An 18,055-nucleotide genomic window follows, 5' to 3' on the forward strand; every position below is an offset into this window, starting at 1 on the left:
GGCCCGGCGTGCCCGCGTGCACCCGGGTAGGCAGCCCACCATGCCCCGGCCGCCGGGCGCACCCGGCGCCCGGGATGATGCGCGCCACATTTGTGATCTTCGCGGATCCGGCGCCGAGCGCGGTTCGTCGTAATTGATGTGGGGGACGGCACGTCCGGTACAAAGCGGACGGCCGTGCGGCTCACCGGCTCGGGCGGCGTTCCGGAGAACTCCGCGCGCCGCTCGCTTGGCGACGGGTTTGCCCGCGGCACGCCGGGCCTTGAAATCCCAGGTCGGGGCAGTGGGGCGGCACATAATGGGGGGCGATGGAGGCGGAGGGTGTCGGCGCGGTCGACGTCAGCGTGGTCGTGCCAGCGTACGGCTCCCGCACGTCTCTCGACCGCTGCCTGACCTCGCTGCTGGTGCAGCGCGTCCGCAAAGAGATCATCGTGGTCGATGACGGCGCGTCCGAGGAGGTCCGCCGTCTGCTCCGGCTCTACGCGGTGTACCACCCGGGCGTGGTCCGGGTGATCCAGGAGCCGGGCCCCGGGCTGCCGGGCCGGATGCGCAACCGGGGCCTGGACGCGGCGCGCGGCCGCTTCGTGTACTTCGGCGATCCCGAGGAGGAGCTCGGCCCCGAGGTGCTGGGCCGGATGCTCGCGGTGGCGGACGGGCAGGGCGCCGACATCGTGCTCCGGGCGGCCGAGGGCCGGGCGTTCCCGCGGGCCGCCGCCCGGGAGGCGTTAGCGGACGGCTCGGTCTACGACGACCTCACCTGCGCCAAGCTGTTCCGGCGGTCGATGCTCGAACGGCATCGCATCCGCTTCGACGAGACCCTCCGGATCGGCGAGGACATGGTCTTCGCCGTCCACGCGTACTGCCACGCCGAGGTGATCTCGGCGGTGGCGGTGGGGGAGCGCGGCGGCCCGCCGTCCCGCCGCGAGGAGCCGTCCGGGGACCCGCTCGCCTGGCTGCAGATGATCCGTGTCCCGCTCGCGGTGCTGGGGCGGCACGTCCCGCCCGGCCCGCTCCGCGACCGCCTGCTGGCGCGGCACTTCCGGCTGGACGTCCTCTCCCAGCTCGGCGCCCCGTTCCTGGCGGCCCGGGAGGAGGACCGGGAGAAGATCGTCGCCGAGACGGCGGACATCTGCGCGCAGTGGCTGACCCGGGGCGTGCTGGACCTGCTGAGCCTCACCGACCGGGCCCGGGTCGAGGCGCTCGACGACATCACGCACCTGGTACGGCTGGCCGAGGTGGAGCAGGCGCGGCTCACCCACCGGCTGACGGGCCTGGAGTGGCAGGGCGACCGGTTGCTGATCTGCGGGCGGGTCGCGCTCGACGGCATTCCGGGCCGGCCGGGGCTGATCCTGCGGGAGCGGGCCTCCGGCCGGGAGTGGCGGCCGGGGGTGACGAGCGTCGCGGACCTGATCTGCGCGGTGATCCCGGCGCGGTCGCTCCCCGCTGGGGTGTGGGACGTGCACGCGGTGGTCGAGTGCCACGGCACCCGCCGCACCGCCCCGTTCGGGCAGGTGCGCGACGCGAACGTGACTGTGCCGCGCCTGCGGTTCGCCGGCCGCCGGGTGGTGGGGCCGTTCTTCACCCCGGACGGCCGCCTGGGGGTGGACGTCGGCGGGCACGTGATCCGGGTCCCGGGTTCGGTACGGCTCACGCGCACGGAGTGGGTCGGCCGGCGGTTGCGGGTGGACGGCCGGGTGCGGGTGGCCAAGGCCCCGGCCGCGCCGGCGGTGCGGCAGCTCGTGTGGCGGGAGCGGACCTCCGGGCTGGAGGTGCGCGAGCCGGCCGCGGTGACCGGGCCGGGGACGTTTAGCGCGCAGACGTGCGGGTTCTGGCCCGGGGTGTGGGACGCCTACCTGGAGCTCGACGTGGGCGGCCCGCCGCTGCGCTTCCCGGTGAAGGTGGACTGCCCGGAGAACCTGGGCCGATCTTTGCGCTGGTGGCGTGGGCCGGTGCGGTGGACGGCCCGGCCGTACGCGACGGCGGTGAACCGGCGGCTCAGCACCTCGGTGGTGGTGTCCTCCCCGCGGGTGGTGTTCCGCAGGCTGGTCCGCCGGATCCGCCGGACCTAATTGCAAAGACTTTGCAACTGCAAGCGATCGCCCTAGAGTTGGGACAAACCGCCCACTCGTAGGGGATGAGACATGCACGTTCCAGACGGATTCTTCAACCTTCCCGTGTCCGTGGGCACCGGGCTGGTCGCGGCGGCCGGGGTGGCGGTGAGCCTCCGCGGCGCCCGGCGCGAGCTCGACGACCGGACCGCGCCGATGGCGGGCCTGGTGGCGGCGTTCATCTTCGCCGCGCAGATGCTCAACTTCCCGGTCGCCGCCGGGACGAGCGGGCACCTGCTGGGCGGGGCGCTCGCCGCGATACTCGCCGGGCCGTACACGGCCGTGTTATGTCTCGCCGTGGTCCTCCTCGTGCAGGCGGTCTTCTTCGCCGACGGCGGCCTGACCGCGCTCGGCGTCAACATCACCCTCATGGCCATCGTCGGATCCGCGGTGGGCTGGGGCGTCTTCCGGCTCGTCACCCGCGGCCGGCCGCGAAGCCGCGCCGTGGCGGTGGCCGGTTCGTTCCTCGCCGCGCTGGTCTCCGTGCCGGTGGTGGCGCTCGCGTTCACGCTGCTGTTCTGGCTGGGCGGCACCGCCCCGATCGACGTGGCGGCCGTGGCCGCCGCGATGGGCGGCGTCCACGTGCTGATCGGCATCGGCGAAGGCCTGATCACCGCGCTCGTGGTGAGCGCCGTGCTCGCGGTGCGGCCGGACCTGGTGTACGGCGCGCGCGGGCTGGCCGGCCCGCTGGTGCTGCGCACCTCCGAGGGGGAGAAGGTGGTCACCCCGGAGCAGCCCGACGCGCAGCCCGCCCGGACCGGCCTGCGCCCGTTCCTCCTCGGCGGCGGGCTGGTGGCGCTGCTGCTCGCCGGCGTGGTCTCCCTCTTCGCCTCCTCCGCCCCGGACGGCCTGGAGCGCGTGGCGGAGGACAAGGGCTTCGACACGGTGGCGCAGCCGCACCCGCTGGAGGACGGCCCCATGGCCGACTACGCGGTCAAGGGCGTGGAGAACGAGATGCTCGCCACCGGGGCGGCCGGGGTCATCGGGGTCGGGATCACGGTCGTGGCCGGCGGCCTGATCTTCACCGCGGCGCGGCGCCGGAACCGGGACAAGGCGGCGGCATGACCCCGCCCATGGGCGGCGCGACCCCGTGGACGCGCGGAACGCCCCCGGGGGTGGCCGGCGCGGCCGTGAACGGCACCGCGGGCCCCGCCCACGCCGGCCGCGATGACACGCCGAGCGCCGCCGTGCGGCCCGGCGCGGTGAGCCCCGTTCGCGTGGTCCGGCCGTCCCCGTCCGGGAGGCGCGGATGAGCGCCCCGTACATGGCAGGGAGACGCGGATGAGCGCCGGTCGCGTGCCCTACGTGGCCGGGAGGCGCGGATGAGCGCCGGGCACCGGCTCCACCTCCCGGGCGACACCCCGGTCCACCGGCTGCCCCCGCAGTGCAAGCTCGCCGCCACCCTGGCCTTCGCCGTCGCGGTGGTCGCCACCCCGCGCGAGCGGTTCTGGGCGTTCGGCGTGTACGCGCTCCTGCTCGCGGGCGTGGCGCTCGCCGCCCGGGTGCCGGCCGCGTTCCTGCTGCGCCGGATGACGATCGAGGTGCCGTTCGTCCTCTTCGCCGTGGCGATCCCGATCATCGGCATGGGCGAGCGGGTCGAGGTGCTGGGCGTCCCGCTGAGCGTCGAGGGCCTCTGGGCGAGCTGGAACATCCTCGCCAAGGCGACCCTCGGGGTGGCGGCCTCGATCCTGCTGGCCGCGACCACGGAGCCGCGGATGCTGCTCTACGGCGCCGAGCGGCTCCGCCTGCCGCAGCTCATGGTGCAGATCGCGATGTTCATGCTCCGCTACCTGGACGTGATCCTCGATGAGATGCGGCGGATGCGGATCGCCCGGGAGTCGCGGGGCTTCGTGGCCCGGGACCTGCGGCAGGCCCCGGTGCTGGCCAAGTCGCTCGGCGCGCTCTTCATCCGCGCCTACGAGCGCGGGGAGCGGGTGCACATCGCCATGCTGAGCCGCGGCTACACCGGCCGGATGCCGGTGATCGACGAGCTGCCCGCGTCGGGCCGGCAGTGGGCCGCCGCCGCGTCGGTCCCGGTGCTCGCCGCGGTCACCGCCGTGCTCGCGTGGACCCTGCCGTGACCGGCACGCCCGCCGGCGGCCCGCACCGGGAGGCCGCCGGCCCGGCCGGCACGTGACGGGCAGGCAGGGCGTCCAGGCGCGGACCGGTGCGAGTGAAGGAGCCGCTTCCCGGCCTTGGCCCGGCGGGTCACGGTCTCGCGGGCCCGGTAGCGCGCGAGGGAGCCGGCCCGGTCCGCGACGGAACCGGCACGGCGCCGACCGAAGGAGCCCGCCCCGGCCGGGCCGTCCAGGCACCCGCCCGGCGCGGGAACGCGGAGGAACTCATCCGGCGCAGGGAAGGAGCCCGATGGTGACCACCCGGGAAGCCGCGGTACGGCCGGGCGCATACCCTGGTGACGTCCCCGCCGGAGGCGGCGGAGAACCGGACAGGAGAGGGAGAATGAGCGGCCCGGCCGGTGAGCGGCACGCGGAGGGCGCGGAGCGCGCGGCGGGCGCGCCGCCCTCGCTCGTCGTACGCGACCTCGCCTACGCCTACCCGGACGGCACCCAGGCCCTGTTCGGGGTGAACTTCACGATCCGGCGCGGCGAGCGGGTCGCGCTGCTCGGCCCGAACGGGGCGGGCAAGACCACGCTCGTCCTCCACCTCAACGGCATCCTCACCCCCGGGCACGGGACGGTGGAGGTGGCCGGGATCCCGGTGCGCAAGGACACGCTCCGGGAGGTCCGCCGCCGGGTGGGCCTGGTCTTCCAGGACCCTGACGATCAGCTCTTCATGCCCACCGTGCGGGAGGACGTCGCCTTCGGCCCGGCGAACCTCGGGGTGCGCGGCGCCGAGCTGGAGCGGCGGGTGCGGGACGCGCTGGCCCGGGTCGGCATGCTCGACGCGATCGACCGGCCGCCGCACCACCTGTCGTTCGGGCAGCGGCGCCGGGTCGCGGTGGCGACCGTGCTCGCCATGGAGCCGGAGATCCTCGTGCTCGACGAGCCCTCGTCCAACCTCGACCCCGCCTCCCGCCGCGAGCTCGCCGAGATCCTGAAGAGCCTGGACGTCACCGTCCTGATGGTGACCCACGACCTGCCGTACGCGCTGGAGCTGTGCGAGCGGTCGCTCATCCTCTCCGGCGGGGTGATCGTCGCGGACGGGCCCACGGCCGAGCTGCTCGCCGACGCCGACCTGCTCGCCGCCCACCGGCTCGAGCTGCCGTACGGCTTCAGCGTCCCGGCGGCGCAGCGCTCGTTTACCCACCCCGCGTAGAACTTGATTCGGTCGTCGGTTATGGTCGCGGTATGGATCTGAACGGAGCAGCTGCGATCGTCACGGGCGGCGCGAGCGGCCTCGGTGAGGCCACCGCCCGTGAGCTGGCACGAATCGGCGCCACGGTGCTCGTCGCGGACATCAACGCGGAGCGGGGCAAGAAGATCGCCGACGAGATCGGCGGTGTGTTCGCGCAGACCGACGTGGCCGACGAGGCCTCGGTGCAGGCCGCGGTCGACGCCGCCGTCGCCACCGGCAAGCCGCTGCGCGCGGTGATCAACTGTGCGGGCATCGGCTGGGCCGAGCGGACCGTGAACCGGGACGGCTCGCCGCACAGCCTCGCCTCCTACCGCAAGGTGATCGACGTCAACCTGATCGGCACCTTCAACTTCATGCGGATCGGCGCGGCCGCCATGGCCAAGACCGACCCCGTGGACAGCGACAACTCCCGCGGTGTGATCATCAACACCTCGTCGGTCGCCGGCATCGAGGGCCAGACCGGCCAGGTCGCCTACTCCGCGTCCAAGGGCGGCATCATCGGTATGACCCTGCCGGCCGCCCGTGACCTGTCGGTCATCGGTGTCCGCGTGCTCACCATCTGCCCGGGCATCATCGACACCCCGATCTACGGCACCATCGGCAGCAAGGACGTCGAGGAGTTCAAGGCCCGGCTCCTCGCCCCGGTGGCGTTCCCGAAGCGCATGGGCCGCCCGGAGGAGTTCGCCCACCTCGTCCGGTCGCTCATCGAGAACGACTACATGAACGGCGAGGTCATCCGGTTCGACGCCGGTATCCGGTTCCAGCCCAAGTGAGGGTGGCGCCCATGGCTGACGAGGTTCTGGTAAGCGTCGACGGCGGGGTCGGCGTCATCACCATCAACCGGCCGCAGGCCAAGAACGCGGTGAACGCCGCCGTGGCCCGCGGGATCGCCGACGCCATCGACGATCTGGACGCCCGCAAGGACGTGTCCGTGCTCGTCCTCACCGGGGCGGGAGGCACGTTCTCCGCGGGCATGGACCTGAAGGCCTTCCTCGCGGGCGAGCTGCCGATGATCGAGGGGCGCGGCTTCGGCGGCATCACCGAGGCCCCGCCGAAGAAGCCGATCATCGCCGCCGTCGAGGGGTACGCGCTCGCCGGTGGGTTCGAGCTGGTCCTCTCCTGCGACCTCATCGTCGCCTCCGAGGAGGCGAAGTTCGGCCTGCCGGAGCCCAAGCGCGGCCTGGTCGCGGCCGCCGGTGGGGTGATGCGTCTGCCGCGGCGTATCCCGTACCACATCGCGATGGAGATCGCCCTGACCGGTGACTTCTACCCGGCCACCCGGCTCCACGAGCTCGGGCTGGTCAACCGGATCACCCCGGCGGGCAAGGCGCTGGAGGAGGCGACCGAGCTCGCCAAGAAGATCGCGGCCAACGCCCCGCTCGCTCTCGCGGCGACCAAGAAGATCATGGTCGAGTCGATCGACTGGTCGCTCGACGAGATGTTCGCCAAGCAGGACGAGATCACCGGTCCGGTGTTCACCTCGAAGGACGCCATGGAAGGCGCGGCCGCCTTCGCCGAGAAGCGCGCGCCCGTCTGGAAGGGCGAGTAACCGTCGCCTCCCCGTTCCCCCGCGGGCCGCGCACCCGTCCCGCGGGGGAACGGGACCCCGGGCCGCCCGCGATCCGGCCCGGCTGCGTACGGTAAGGGTATGGGAGATTACTGGCCGAGCGTCCCGCCTCCGCCGCGGAACCCGGGCAACCGCCTCGCACACGGCCTGGGTGGGGCACTGGGCGGTATCAGCCTGGTGGTCCTGCTCGTGGCGGCGATGTGGGTCATCGAGATCGTCGACACGCTCTTGTTGGGCCAGCTCGATCAGCTCGGCATCATCGCCCAGGAACCGTACGGCCTTCCGGGCATCCTGTTCGCGCCGTTCCTGCACGCCGGGTTCGGCCACCTGATGGCGAACTCGGTGCCGCTGCTCATCCTGGGCTCGCTCGCCGCGATCCGGGGGGTCGGCAAGTTCGTCACGGCGAGCTTCCTGATCACCATGGTGAGCGGGATCGGCGTCTGGCTCACCAGCCCGCCGAACACGCTCACCCTGGGTGCGAGCGGCCTGGTGTTCGGGTACTTCGGCTATGTCGTGGCCCGGGGCCTGTTCGACCGGCGGCCGCTCGACATCGTCCTGAGCGTGATCGTCGTCCTGCTGTACTCGTCGCTCCTGCTGGGCGTGCTGCCCGTGCAGCCGGGCGTCTCCTGGCAGGGCCACCTCTTCGGCCTCATCGGCGGTGTGCTCGCCGCCTGGCTGCTGCGCAGACGGCGATACCGGCCCCTCTACTACTGATCGGGGCGGTCCCGCCCTCCCAGGGCCTGAGTGACGGCGCGGCCGGCGCGTCCGCGGCCGTGGGCCGCCCGGCCGCCATGACCGCCCGGATGCCATGACCCGCCCAAAGGGTCCGGTCGCGCGTGTCCGCCGCCAGGTCCGGGGCACGTGATCTTCGAATCGTGAAGCCACCCGTCCCGTACCCGGCCTGCCCGCGGGCTCAGCCCTCCAGCGCGTACCGCATGAACAAAAACCCTGGCGCTCGCCGCCGGGAATGGCCTTCTACGGCCCGTAGACGCCCCTACGGAGCCGTTTCCGGCGGTTCGGGTCCCTTCCCAGCCGAGGCGGCGGTACGGGGTGCGTGGAAACGCTCAGACGCCCGGCGGGATCCGTGCGCTCACGGTCTGACCGGGCGCTGCCGTACCTCCGGCGCGTCGCCGTGCCGGCCGCGGCGGTCGCGGCCGGCCGGAGCGTACGCGGAGCCCCGCGGCCGGTGGCGTCCCGGCCGCGGGGGTGAGCTCAGAGCCGCTCGACCACGTAGTCGATGCAGGCGGTCAGCGCCTCGATGTCGGCGGGGTCGATCGCCGGGAACATCGCGATGCGGAGCTGGTTGCGGCCGAGCTTGCGGTAGGGCTCGGTGTCGACGATGCCGTTCGCCCGGAGGACCTTGGCCACGGTGGCGGCGTCCACCCCATCGACGAAGTCGATGGTGCCGACGACGTTGGACCGCTGGGCCGGGTCGGCCACGAACGGCGTGGTGTAGGAGGTCTTCTCCGCCCACGTGTACAGCCGCGACGCCGAGTCGGCGCAACGGGCCGTGGTCCACGCCAGGCCGCCCTGGGAGTTCATCCAGTCGATCTGCTCGGCGAGCAGGAAGAGCGTCGCGACGGACGGCGTGTTGTAGGTCTGGTCCTTCTGCGAGTTGTCGATCGCGGTCGGCAGGCTGAAGAACTCGGGGATGTACCGCCCGCTGCCGGCGATCTCCGCGGCGCGCTCCAGCGCCTTCGGCGACATCAGCGCGATCCACAGGCCGCCGTCGGAGGCGAAGCACTTCTGCGGCGCGAAGTAGTAGACGTCGAACTCCTCGGCGCTCACGGGCAGGCCGCCGGCGGCGCTGGTCGCGTCGACGAGCACGAGCGAGTCGTCATCGGCGACGCGCTTGATCGGCATGGCGACGCCGGTCGAGGTCTCGTTGTGGGTGAGCGCGTAGACGTCGACGCCCTCCTCGGCGACGGGCGTCGGGTGGCTGCCGGGTTCCGATTCGATCACCGTGGGCTCGCTCAGCCACGGCGCCTTCTGCGCCACCTTGGTGAACTTGCTGGAGAACTCGCCGAACTTCAGGTGCTGAGACTTCTGCCTGATCAGCCCGAACGCGGCGATCTCCCAGAACGCGGTGGTTCCGCCGTTGCCGAGGACGACCCGGTATCCGTCGGGCAGCGAGAACAGCTCGGTGAGCCCGGCCTTGATCCGGGCGATCAGGCTCTTGACCGGCTTCTGGCGGTGGGACGTTCCGAGCACGCTCGCCCCCGACGCGGCGAGGGCTGCGAGCTGCTCGGGGCGTACCTTGGAGGGCCCGGAGCCGAACCGGCCGTCCGCGGGCTTGATGTCGGCGGGAATCACTATGTCAGCCACGGATGCAAGCCTAGTGACCTCGCCAGATGCTCTGGACGCAGGGCAGCCGGTTGCGCCAATATAAGAAGCCCTGATTTCTCGAGCCGGAAACTTCGGAGATATTTCCGATCGGGGCGGCCTTCCCGCCTCCGCGGACCGTGGATCACGGCCGCCGAGGCGTCGCGGCCGTCGCCGGGGAGGCGGGAAAGGCCGGACTGCGCGAGCCGTACCCGTCAGCGGCCCCTCCCGGGGCAGAGCCGCTGATCGAGACGGCGGGAACGGGTGTGATGCCGGTGAGGCCCGGAGCGGATCAGAGCTTGCCGATCACCTCGGCGGCGCCGGGCACCTCGTTGATCGAGCGCTGGGACGGGCCCACGTACCGGGCGCTGGGGCGGACCAGGCGACCGGTGCGCTTCTGCTCGAGGATGTGGGCGGCCCACCCGGCGGTCCGGGCGCAGGTGAACATCGACGTGAACATGTTCGCGGGCACCTCCGCGAAGTCGAGCACGACCGCGGCCCAGTACTCCACGTTGGTGGCGAGGACGCGGTCGGGCTTGCGGGCCTGCAGCTCCTCGAGCGCGGCCTTCTCCAGCGCGGCGGCGACCTCGTACCGCGGCGCACCGAGCTCCTGGGCGGTACGGCGGAGCACCCGGGCCCGCGGGTCCTCGGCGCGGTAGACCCGGTGGCCGAAGCCCATGAGCCGGTTGCCCTTGTCCAGCTCGCTCTGGACGTACTTCTTGGCGTCGCCGATCCGCTCGACCGCCTCGATCATGTGGAGCACCCGGGCGGGGGCGCCGCCGTGCAGCGGGCCGGACATCGCGCCGACCGCGCCGGACAGGGCGGCGGCCACGTCGGCGCCGGTGGAGGCGATCACGCGCGCGGTGAAGGTGGAGGCGTTCATGCCGTGCTCGGCGGCGGAGGTCCAGTAGGCGTCGATGGCCTTGACGTGCCGCGGGTCGGGCTCACCGCGCCACATGATCATGAACTGCTCGACGATGGTCTTGCCCTCGTCGACCAGCCGCTGCGGGACCATCGGCTTGCCGAGGCCGCGCGCCGACTGGGCGACGAAGGAGAGCGCCAGCATCGAGGCGCGGGCGAGGTCGTCCCGGGCCTGCTGATCGTCGATGTCGAGCAGCGGCTGGAAGCCGAAGGCCGGCCCCAGCAGGGCGAGCGCGCTCTGCACGTCCACCCGGACGTCGCCCGAGCGGACGGGCAGCGGGAAGGCCTCCATGGCCGGCAGGCCGGGCAGGAAGCTGTTGTCGACGAGGAGGCCCCAGACGTGGCCGTACGAGACCTTGCCTACGAGCTCCTCGATGTCGACGCCCCGGTACCGCAGGGCGCCGCCCTCTTTGTCCGGTTCCGCGATCTCGGTCTCAAACGCGACGACGCCTTCGAGCCCGGGTTTGAAGTCGGACATTCTCGGCCGCCTCCCTCTCTGAGTTCAGAGCCTTGATGTCGAGATACCGGCGGGTCAATTTAACCCTTTCGGTTCGGATGCGGCTCCGCCACCCCTCCCTATAAGCGCTCTCCCAGGTCGGATGGTGGTACCCCGGATCCGGCCAACTCTGAGGCGCGCGAGAATACCTTCTCGTGGACAGCGCTTCCCACCTGCCCGGACTCCGCAGCGCTTACGACGGTGAGCCGCTGATCGAGTCCGACATGGCCGACGATCCCCTGGACCAGTTCACCGAGTGGTTCGCCGACGCCGTCGACGCCCGCCTGCCGGAGCCGAACGCCATGGTGCTCGCCACCAGCTCGGCCGGGGGCCGCCCGTCGGCGCGGCTCGTGCTGCTGAAGGGCTACGACGAGCGCGGCTTCGTCTTCTTCACCAACTACGAGTCCCGCAAGGGCCGGGACCTCGCCGAGAACCCGCGCGCCTGCCTGCTCTTCCCCTGGCACGCGATCCGGCGGCAGGTCCGCATCGAGGGCACCGTGGTACGGCTCCCGCGCGAGGAGAGCGAGTCCTATTTCCATTCCCGCCCGTACCGCTCCCGCATCGCGGCGTGGGCGTCCCGGCAGTCGGCGGTGCTGGAGTCCCGGGCGGTCCTGGAGGAGCGGTTCCGGCGGCTCGCCGAGCGGTGGCCGGAGAACCCGCCCATGCCGGACTTCTGGGGCGGCTTCCGGGTGATCCCGCAGGAGATCGAGTTCTGGCAGGGCGGGGCCGACCGCATGCACGATCGGATCCGCTACCGGCGCGGCCGTGACGCGTGGATCCGCGAGCGCCTCGCCCCGTGACCGGTTCCCCGTCCGCGTTCACCGGCCGCCCAGCCGGGCGGCGACCCGGACGTCGGCGAGGAACCCCTCGTAGGCCGGGCCCCGCTGCCCGGACGGGGCGCGCAGCACCGCGGACGGGTGGATCGTGGCCACGTAGTACGACCCCACGCCCCGGGGGATCGGCTCGCCGCGGCGCCGGGTCACCCGGAAGGCCGGGCCGAGCAGCGCCCGGGCGGCGGTCGCGCCGAGCACCACCGTCACCACCGGATCGACCACCCGCAGCTCGGCGGTGAGCCACGGCCGGCACGCCGCGATCTCGGCCGCGGAGGGCCGCTCGTGGATCCGCCGTTTGCCGCGCGTCTGGAACTTGAAGTGCTTGACCGCGTTGGTGAGGTAGACCCGGTCCCGGTCGATGCCCGCCTCCTCGATCGCCCGGGCGAGCACCCGCCCGGCCGGCCCGACGAACGGGGCGCCCTGCCGGTCCTCCTGATCACCGGGCTGTTCGCCGACGAACATGAACGTTGCATCGGGCGGCCCGGTGCCGAATACGGTTTGGGTAGCGTTGCGGTAGAGGGAGCACCCCTGGCACCGGCGCGCGGCCTCCCGCAGCGCGGGCAGGCTCGGCTCACCATCCGGAAGGAATCTCTTATCTCCGCTGTTTCCCATTGAAATCGCTTTCCCCAATAAGGTCGGCTGCGAGCGCGGGGAGGTCGTAGCATCGGTTAACAAGGGCTGGAGGAGTCTTGACCTCGAACGGGCTGATCGACACGACGGAGATGTACCTCCGGACGATCTTCGAGCTGGAGGAAGAAGGCATCGTTCCCCTGCGTGCGCGCATCGCCGAGCGGCTTCAGCAGAGCGGGCCGACGGTCAGCCAGACGGTGGCCAGGATGCAGCGCGACGGCCTGGTGATCGTGCACGACGACCGTCACCTCAGCATGACCGAGACCGGCCGCCTGCTCGCCACCCGCGTGATGCGCAAGCACCGCCTCGCTGAGTGCCTGTTGACCCAGGTCATCGGCCTGCCGTGGGAGGAGATCCACATCGAGGCGTGCCGCTGGGAGCACGTCATGTCCGAGCAGGTGGAGAGGCGCCTCGTCGATCTCCTCAACGCCCCGCGCTACTGCCCGCACGGCAACCCCATCCCGGGGCTCGCCGAGCTCGGCGTGCCGGAGGCGGAGCCGGCCGGGGAGGAGAAGATCTCCACCATGGCGAGCGTCGCCACGCAGGAGCCGACCAAGGTCGTCATCCGCCGAATCAGCGAACAGGTGCAAAGCGATCCCGCCCTCATGCTTAAACTCAAGCAAGTTGGGATACAACCCGGACGCGAGGTAACGCTTGCGACGAGCGACGACGGTGTGCGGGTGACGGGCGATGACCAGGCGGGCGGCACTGATATGGACCTTCCGCGCGGTGTCGCCGCACACCTTTTCGTCGCCAGCGCATGACGGAAAGAGCTGTGCCTGCTTGAATTCGATAGGTAACCCCGTTTCTCCAACCACACCACTACCCCGAGCAGGAGCGACCGTGGCCGTTGATGCGAGCGCGCTGCCCCGAGGGGTGGTCGTGGAATGAGATCGTGGGGTGACCTGCCGCAGGACATCACGGAGCGGATGACCGCCGAGGCGATCCTCGAGCAGACGGACATGGCGGTCGTCGTCGCCGACCGGTTCAGCAACATCCTGTACTGGAACCCGTTCGCCGAACGGCTGTTCGGCAAGTCGGGCAAGCCCACGGCCAAGGACTCGCTGGCCAACCTCGGGATGGCGGACAAGGACCGCCCGGTCGCCGGCGAGCTCGCCCGGCACGTGCTCCGCGGCGGCGTCTGGGAGGGCACCTTCGACGTCATCCGCGGCGACGGCACCATGGTCTACGTCCGGGCCCAGGCCGTGCCGATGCGCCACCCGTCCGGGTCCGTCTCGGGGATCGTGCTCACGGCCCGCGAGGCCATGCGCAGCAACGAGCGGGAGAAGGACCGCATCGGCCTGCTCGAGCGCATCGGGGAACGGCTCGCCGGCTCGCTCTACCTGGAGGAGACGCTCGACCGGGTCGCCGACGTCCTCGTCCCGCAGTTCGCCGACCACTGCTTCATCGAGCTCTTCGAGGGCAACCGGCTGATCCGCAAGGTCTCCCGGCACGCGCACGGGTGGCAGCCGCCGGCGGACGCCTGGAAGGGCGTGGGCGACGAGATCAACTACCCGCCCGGGCACTATGCGGAGAGCGCGCTCCGCTACCAGGAGACCGTCCTCGTCGAGGACTTCTCCCAGGTGAGCTTCCCCGCGACCAGCGAGGCCGCGGCCCGGGTCTGCGCGGAGGTGGGGATCACCTCGGCGATCGCCGCCCCGCTCTGCGCGCGCGGCGAGGTGCTCGGCCTGCTGTACCTCGCCCTGTCCAACCTCTCCGACCGGAGCTCGCACCACTACGACTCCTTCGACCGCGACCTGGTCGGCGCGATCGCCACCCGGGTCGCGCTCGCCGTCGACAACGCGCTGCTGTTCGAGGAGGAGCGGCACACCGCCGAGTCGTTCCAGAAGCACCTGCTGCCCCGGGACTTCCCGGAGTTCGACGGCCTGCAGGTCGCCGCGTGGTACTACCCGGCCGCACCCCTTCCGTCCCGCGGCCAGGGCATCCAGACCCAGGTCGGCGGGGACTGGTACGACGTGATCCCCCTCTCGGCCGGCCGGGTCGGCATCGTGATCGGCGACGTGGAGGGCCGGGGCGCCAAGGCGGCCGCGATCATGGGCCAGCTCCGGGCCGCGCTGCGGGCGTTCGCCACCGACGACAAGCCGCCGGCGGACATCCTCACCAAGCTCGACGAGTGGACCCGGATCGTGGTCGAGCCCGAGCGCGACGAGTACGGCGCCGACGTCAGCAGCCCGCCGATCGTCACCTGCCTGTACATGGTGTACGACGCGTGGTCGCGGCAGCTCTCCTACGCCAATGCCGGGCACGCGCCACCGCTGCTCATCGTCGACGGCACCGTGCAGGAGCTCGACATCAGCGAGGTCGGCCACCCGCTCGGCGTACGGGCGAAGGGCATGCACGCGGACCTCGTCTACAAGGAGGAGACGCGGACCCTGCCCCCGGGCGCGACGCTGCTCCTCTACACGGACGGCCTCGTCGACCGGCGGCCGCCGCGGGACGCGGACGGCACCCCCATGTCCGACGACGACGCGCTGCGCACGCTCTGCGACACGCTCGCCAAGGTCGCCAACGAGCCGGTCGAGCGCATCGCCGAGGCGGCGAGCCGCGCCATCCCCGGCGAGATCGACGACGACATGGCGATCCTCGTGGTCCGGTCGGTCGACGACGATCTCGAGTTCGAGGAGCGGACCTTCCCCGCGCAGCCGATCATGGTGGGGGAGGCGCGCCGGATGGCGGCCGAGGCCTTCGCCAGCTGGCAGGTCCCCGAGGAGCGGGCCGAGCTCGCCTGCCTGCTCGTCTCCGAGGTCGTCACCAACGTCGTGCTCCACGCGGCGAATTCGAACGTGCCACGCCGGGCCCTGGTGCTCGACGGTCCGCCGCTGCCGTTCGACGAGTCCTGGGACACCTGGGACTTCCCGGGCGCGGACGACGAGGTCGTCGGCGACAAGGAGTTCACCCTCCGGCTCCGCCGGGGCAAGAAGTCCATCTGGGTCGAGGTGTTCGACCAGGACCTGCGCCTGCCGCGGATCCGCAGCGCCGGGGAGAACGACGAGGGCGGCCGCGGGCTCTACCTCGTCGACCAGCTCGCCGCCCGCTGGGGTTCCCGCCCCACCCGGGACGGCAAGGCCGTCTGGTTCGAAATCAACATCAGCGGCCACTGACCGGGCGCTTTCACCCGCTTAGCTGATTCTGCGGCTTCGGGTGACCATCTGCGGTGGTATTTGGCTTATTAAGTCTACTTTGAGGCATTTCGTGTTTTATTTTTGGTGCCCTGCTTTTTGGAATTGCATTCCTGTAGCGTAATGAGAGGACTCGCCAGCGTGGCCGACCGGTACGACCAGGTGCTGATGTTGCGATCCCTATAGGGGTAATGAGCGGACGACAAGGCAGCCCGGATCGTGAACGGGTACCTGTGTTGCGATCCCTCTAGCGGGTTGATGAGCGGACCCGGGTCCGGCAACGTCTGGTACGTCGGCAGGTGCAACTGGTTGCGATCCCTCACAGGGACTGGCGCCCCGCATGGGCGCTCGCACTCACCAGGTAGTTGCGATCCCTCCAGCGGTAATGAGCGGACTTGTACTCGCGTTGGCGCAGCTTGACGAAACCGCTCCATTCGTTGCGATCCCTCTAGGGGTAATGGGCGGACAGAAGGGCAAGAGCGCGGCCGCGGCGGGCCGGATCATGTTGTGATCCCTCTAGGGGTGATGAGCGGACTGGAGTCCGAGGACGGGCAGCGGCACACCCGAATCGAGGTGCGCGTGTTGCGATCCCTCTAGGGGTGATGAGCGGACCTGCGGATCATCGCATATATCAACGCCTCCAAGTCGTTGCGATCCCTCTAGGGGTGATGAGCGGACATGACAAATTTTTCCGGATCCATCGCGTACCATGAGATGTTGCGATCCCTCTAGGGGTGATGAGCGGACCCGCACCTGCTGGGACCTGGGCGACCCTGCCTCGCACCGTTGCGATCCCTCTAGGGGTGATGAGCGGACGCTGACCGTCCTGCCCGTGCTCCCAGTAGCCATGTTGCGATCCCTCTAGGGGTGATGAGCGGACCCCAAGGTAAAGTCGCAGGTCGCGACCGGTGTGGGCGGGTCCGCTGGGCCCGGATTTGCAGCAGACCGGCGGTTGTGCAGAAGTGCAGGTCAGAAGGGTCAATTGTCCGGTCGCCACGGCTCACAAGCTAGCGTTGTCGATCTTCCCTCGGCGGCAGGTCACGGGTGCGAGCTCCCCCCAGGGGTCGGCGGTCCCCGTGGCCGGCCAGGTCACCCGGCCGGCGCGGCCGGTGCCGCCACCTGGCCGCTGTGATCCGGCAATGGCCGTGACCGGGCGGCAGGGCGGGCCCCATACTGGATCAAGTGGACTCCGGACTCATCCTCCTGGTTTTCTTAGCGTTTCTGTTCGCCTGGGCGCTCAACCGGGTGCGCAGGTTCTTCAAGCTGACGCCGTTGCGCTACGCGGGCGTGATGGTGGTCTTCATCGTCGTCATGCTCCTGCTCTGGGGGCAGGAGCAGATCCGCTGACCGAGCGGCCCGCGACCGGCTCGTGGTCACGAATCTCCGGCGCGCACGCCCGGCGATGAGCGCACCGGACCGCTGGACCGACCAGTGACGCTGGTACGGCACGCCGGGACGTCGATGGCACGCCGAGACGCCGGCGGTGCGGTCCACCGGCGCCCCGGCCAAGCCCCTACGTCGGTCAGATCCCGCGGGTCAGAAGCCGAACGAGCGTCCGATGATCTCCTTCATGATCTCGTTCGTGCCGCCGTAGATGCTCTGCACCCGGCCGTCGAGCCAGGCCTTGGCCACCGGGTACTCGAGCATGTAGCCGTACCCGCCGTGGAGCTGCAGGCAGCGGTCGATGACCTTGTTCTGCAGGTCGGTGGTCCACCACTTGGCCTTGGCCGCGTCCACGGCCGTGAGCTCCCCGGCGTTGAGCGCGCGGATGCACTTGTCCACGTAGTGCCGGGCGATCTCGACCTCGGTGGCGAGCTCGGCGAGGACGAACCTGGTGTTCTGGAAGCTGCCGATGCTCCGGCCGAACGCCTTGCGGTTCCGGCAGTACTCGATGGTCATCTCCAGGACGCGCTCGGACGCGGCCACGGCGGCGACCGCGATCGACAGCCGCTCCTGCGGCAGGTTCTGCATGAGCTGGATGAAGCCCTGGCCCTCCTCCGGGCCGAGCCGGTTGGCGACGGGCACCCGGACGTTGTCGAAGAACAGCTCGGCCGTGTCCTGAGCGTGCAGGCCGATCTTCTCCAGGTTCCGTCCCCTGGTGAAGCCCTCCATGCCGCGCTCGACCACGAGCAGGGTGATCCCACGCGCCCCGGCGGAGGGGTCGGTCTTGGCGACCACGATGACGAGGTCGGCGTTGATGCCGTTGGTGATGAACGTCTTCTGGCCGTTGAGCACGTAGTGGTCGCCGTCGCGGATGGCGGTGGTCCGGATGCCCTGCAGGTCGCTTCCCGCGCCGGGCTCGGTCATCGCGATCGCCGTGATGAGCTCGCCGGAGACGAACCCGGGCAGCCAGCGCTCCTTCTGCTCGTCGTTGGTGAGGTCGAGGAGGTACGGGGCGACGACGTCGTTGTGCAGCGAGAACCCGAGGCCGCTCGCACCGGCGCGGATGATCTCCTCGTCGAGCACGGCGTTGTAGCGGAAGTCCCTGATGCCGGATCCGCCGTACTGCTCCGGCACGGACAGCGCGAACAGCCCCAGCTCGCCGGCCTTCTTCCAGACGTCGCGGGGGACGATCCCGTCCTTCTCCCACTGGGCGTGGTGGGGGACCACCTCGCGGGCGAGGAACTCGCGAACGGTGTCGCGGAAGAGCAGGTGCTCTTCCTCGAAGAGGTCGCGCTGCATCGGGTTACGCCTCCTTGGGTCGTTCGGCACGACCAGAATACTGT

The 18,055-nt window shown here is 71.1% G+C and carries 15 protein-coding genes and 1 CRISPR repeat array; of the genes, 11 read left to right on the top strand and 4 right to left on the bottom strand.

Features of this window, described 5'->3' with window-relative positions; translation table 11 throughout:
- Window positions 1–305 precede the first annotated feature (305 nt).
- The 7 genes from TBIS_RS02560 (at window position 306) to TBIS_RS02590 (ending at window position 7,701) form a co-directional block, all read left to right on the top strand.
- Window positions 306–2,066 carry a glycosyltransferase family 2 protein gene (locus TBIS_RS02560; RefSeq protein WP_013130771.1) on the top strand — a complete coding sequence of 587 codons (1,761 nt, stop codon included), beginning with the start codon at window positions 306–308 and terminating at the stop codon, window positions 2,064–2,066.
- A gap of 72 nt (window positions 2,067–2,138) precedes the next feature.
- Entirely contained in the window at window positions 2,139–3,170 is a 1,032-nt protein-coding gene (locus tag TBIS_RS02565) for an energy-coupling factor ABC transporter permease (RefSeq protein WP_013130772.1), read from the top strand.
- Between the two features lie 257 nt (window positions 3,171–3,427).
- A complete protein-coding gene (cbiQ, locus tag TBIS_RS02570; protein WP_013130774.1) occupies window positions 3,428–4,186 on the top strand; it encodes a cobalt ECF transporter T component CbiQ in 759 nt (252 codons plus the stop codon).
- A gap of 379 nt (window positions 4,187–4,565) precedes the next feature.
- Entirely contained in the window at window positions 4,566–5,381 is an 816-nt protein-coding gene (locus TBIS_RS02575; RefSeq protein ID WP_013130775.1) for an energy-coupling factor ABC transporter ATP-binding protein, read from the top strand.
- Window positions 5,382–5,413: 32 nt separating this feature from the next.
- Entirely contained in the window at window positions 5,414–6,193 is a 780-nt protein-coding gene (locus TBIS_RS02580; RefSeq protein WP_013130776.1) for an SDR family NAD(P)-dependent oxidoreductase, read from the top strand.
- Between the two features lie 11 nt (window positions 6,194–6,204).
- Window positions 6,205–6,969 (top strand): crotonase/enoyl-CoA hydratase family protein, encoded by a 765-nt coding sequence (locus TBIS_RS02585; protein WP_013130777.1) that lies wholly within the window; start codon window positions 6,205–6,207, stop codon window positions 6,967–6,969.
- A gap of 99 nt (window positions 6,970–7,068) precedes the next feature.
- Entirely contained in the window at window positions 7,069–7,701 is a 633-nt protein-coding gene (locus tag TBIS_RS02590) for a rhomboid family intramembrane serine protease (protein WP_013130778.1), read from the top strand.
- Window positions 7,702–8,199: 498 nt separating this feature from the next.
- Here the strand turns inward: TBIS_RS02590 and serC are convergent, their stop codons facing one another.
- Together serC and TBIS_RS02600 are read right to left on the bottom strand one after the other, a co-directional pair.
- Window positions 8,200–9,312, bottom strand: coding sequence for a phosphoserine transaminase (serC, locus tag TBIS_RS02595; protein WP_013130779.1), 1,113 nt, complete (start codon window positions 9,310–9,312; stop codon window positions 8,200–8,202).
- Window positions 9,313–9,601: 289 nt separating this feature from the next.
- Window positions 9,602–10,708 (bottom strand): citrate synthase 2, encoded by a 1,107-nt coding sequence (locus TBIS_RS02600; protein ID WP_013130780.1) that lies wholly within the window; start codon window positions 10,706–10,708, stop codon window positions 9,602–9,604.
- 173 nt (window positions 10,709–10,881) lie between these two features.
- Between TBIS_RS02600 and pdxH the strand changes: the two genes are divergently transcribed.
- Window positions 10,882–11,526, top strand: a complete 645-nt coding sequence (gene pdxH / locus TBIS_RS02605) for a pyridoxamine 5'-phosphate oxidase (RefSeq protein ID WP_013130781.1) — start codon at window positions 10,882–10,884, stop codon at window positions 11,524–11,526.
- 18 nt (window positions 11,527–11,544) lie between these two features.
- On the opposite strand, the gene TBIS_RS02610 is transcribed toward pdxH, so the two are convergent.
- A complete protein-coding gene (locus TBIS_RS02610; RefSeq protein ID WP_013130782.1) occupies window positions 11,545–12,171 on the bottom strand; it encodes a UdgX family uracil-DNA binding protein in 627 nt (208 codons plus the stop codon).
- Between the two features lie 77 nt (window positions 12,172–12,248).
- Here TBIS_RS02610 and TBIS_RS02615 point away from each other — a divergent pair, with 77 nt between their 5' ends.
- From TBIS_RS02615 to TBIS_RS19400, 3 genes are all read left to right on the top strand, one after another.
- Window positions 12,249–12,953, top strand: coding sequence for an iron-dependent transcriptional repressor DtxR (locus tag TBIS_RS02615; protein ID WP_013130783.1), 705 nt, complete (start codon window positions 12,249–12,251; stop codon window positions 12,951–12,953).
- Between the two features lie 123 nt (window positions 12,954–13,076).
- Entirely contained in the window at window positions 13,077–15,311 is a 2,235-nt protein-coding gene (locus tag TBIS_RS02620) for a SpoIIE family protein phosphatase (protein WP_013130784.1), read from the top strand.
- Window positions 15,312–15,693: 382 nt separating this feature from the next.
- A CRISPR array of direct repeats spans window positions 15,694–16,209; the repeat unit is 31 nt; unit sequence GTTGCGATCCCTCTAGGGGTGATGAGCGGAC.
- 302 nt (window positions 16,210–16,511) lie between these two features.
- On the top strand, window positions 16,512–16,676 hold the full coding sequence (locus TBIS_RS19400) for a hypothetical protein (RefSeq protein WP_013130785.1): 165 nt from the start codon (window positions 16,512–16,514) through the stop codon (window positions 16,674–16,676).
- A gap of 189 nt (window positions 16,677–16,865) precedes the next feature.
- Here the strand turns inward: TBIS_RS19400 and TBIS_RS02625 are convergent, their stop codons facing one another.
- Complete coding sequence (locus TBIS_RS02625; protein ID WP_013130786.1) at window positions 16,866–18,011, bottom strand: acyl-CoA dehydrogenase family protein; 1,146 nt, start codon at window positions 18,009–18,011, stop codon at window positions 16,866–16,868.
- Between the last annotated feature and the right edge of the window lie 44 nt (window positions 18,012–18,055).

Source organism: Thermobispora bispora DSM 43833 (assembly GCF_000092645.1).
GTDB lineage: Bacteria > Actinomycetota > Actinomycetes > Streptosporangiales > Streptosporangiaceae > Thermobispora > Thermobispora bispora.

Bases quoted from the DNA above. Each gene is read 5' to 3' on its own strand.
- TBIS_RS02560 (WP_013130771.1), top strand. From the start codon at position 306: ATGGAGGCGGAGGGTGTCGGCGCGGTCGACGTCAGCGTGGTCGTGCCA.
- TBIS_RS02610 (WP_013130782.1), bottom strand. From the start codon at position 12,171: ATGGGAAACAGCGGAGATAAGAGATTCCTTCCGGATGGTGAGCCGAGC.
- TBIS_RS02565 (WP_013130772.1), top strand. From the start codon at position 2,139: ATGCACGTTCCAGACGGATTCTTCAACCTTCCCGTGTCCGTGGGCACC.
- TBIS_RS02575 (WP_013130775.1), top strand. From the start codon at position 4,566: ATGAGCGGCCCGGCCGGTGAGCGGCACGCGGAGGGCGCGGAGCGCGCG.
- TBIS_RS02625 (WP_013130786.1), bottom strand. From the start codon at position 18,011: ATGCAGCGCGACCTCTTCGAGGAAGAGCACCTGCTCTTCCGCGACACC.
- TBIS_RS02585 (WP_013130777.1), top strand. From the start codon at position 6,205: ATGGCTGACGAGGTTCTGGTAAGCGTCGACGGCGGGGTCGGCGTCATC.
- TBIS_RS02600 (WP_013130780.1), bottom strand. From the start codon at position 10,708: ATGTCCGACTTCAAACCCGGGCTCGAAGGCGTCGTCGCGTTTGAGACC.
- TBIS_RS02580 (WP_013130776.1), top strand. From the start codon at position 5,414: ATGGATCTGAACGGAGCAGCTGCGATCGTCACGGGCGGCGCGAGCGGC.
- TBIS_RS02620 (WP_013130784.1), top strand. From the start codon at position 13,077: ATGAGATCGTGGGGTGACCTGCCGCAGGACATCACGGAGCGGATGACC.
- cbiQ (WP_013130774.1), top strand. From the start codon at position 3,428: ATGAGCGCCGGGCACCGGCTCCACCTCCCGGGCGACACCCCGGTCCAC.
- TBIS_RS02590 (WP_013130778.1), top strand. From the start codon at position 7,069: ATGGGAGATTACTGGCCGAGCGTCCCGCCTCCGCCGCGGAACCCGGGC.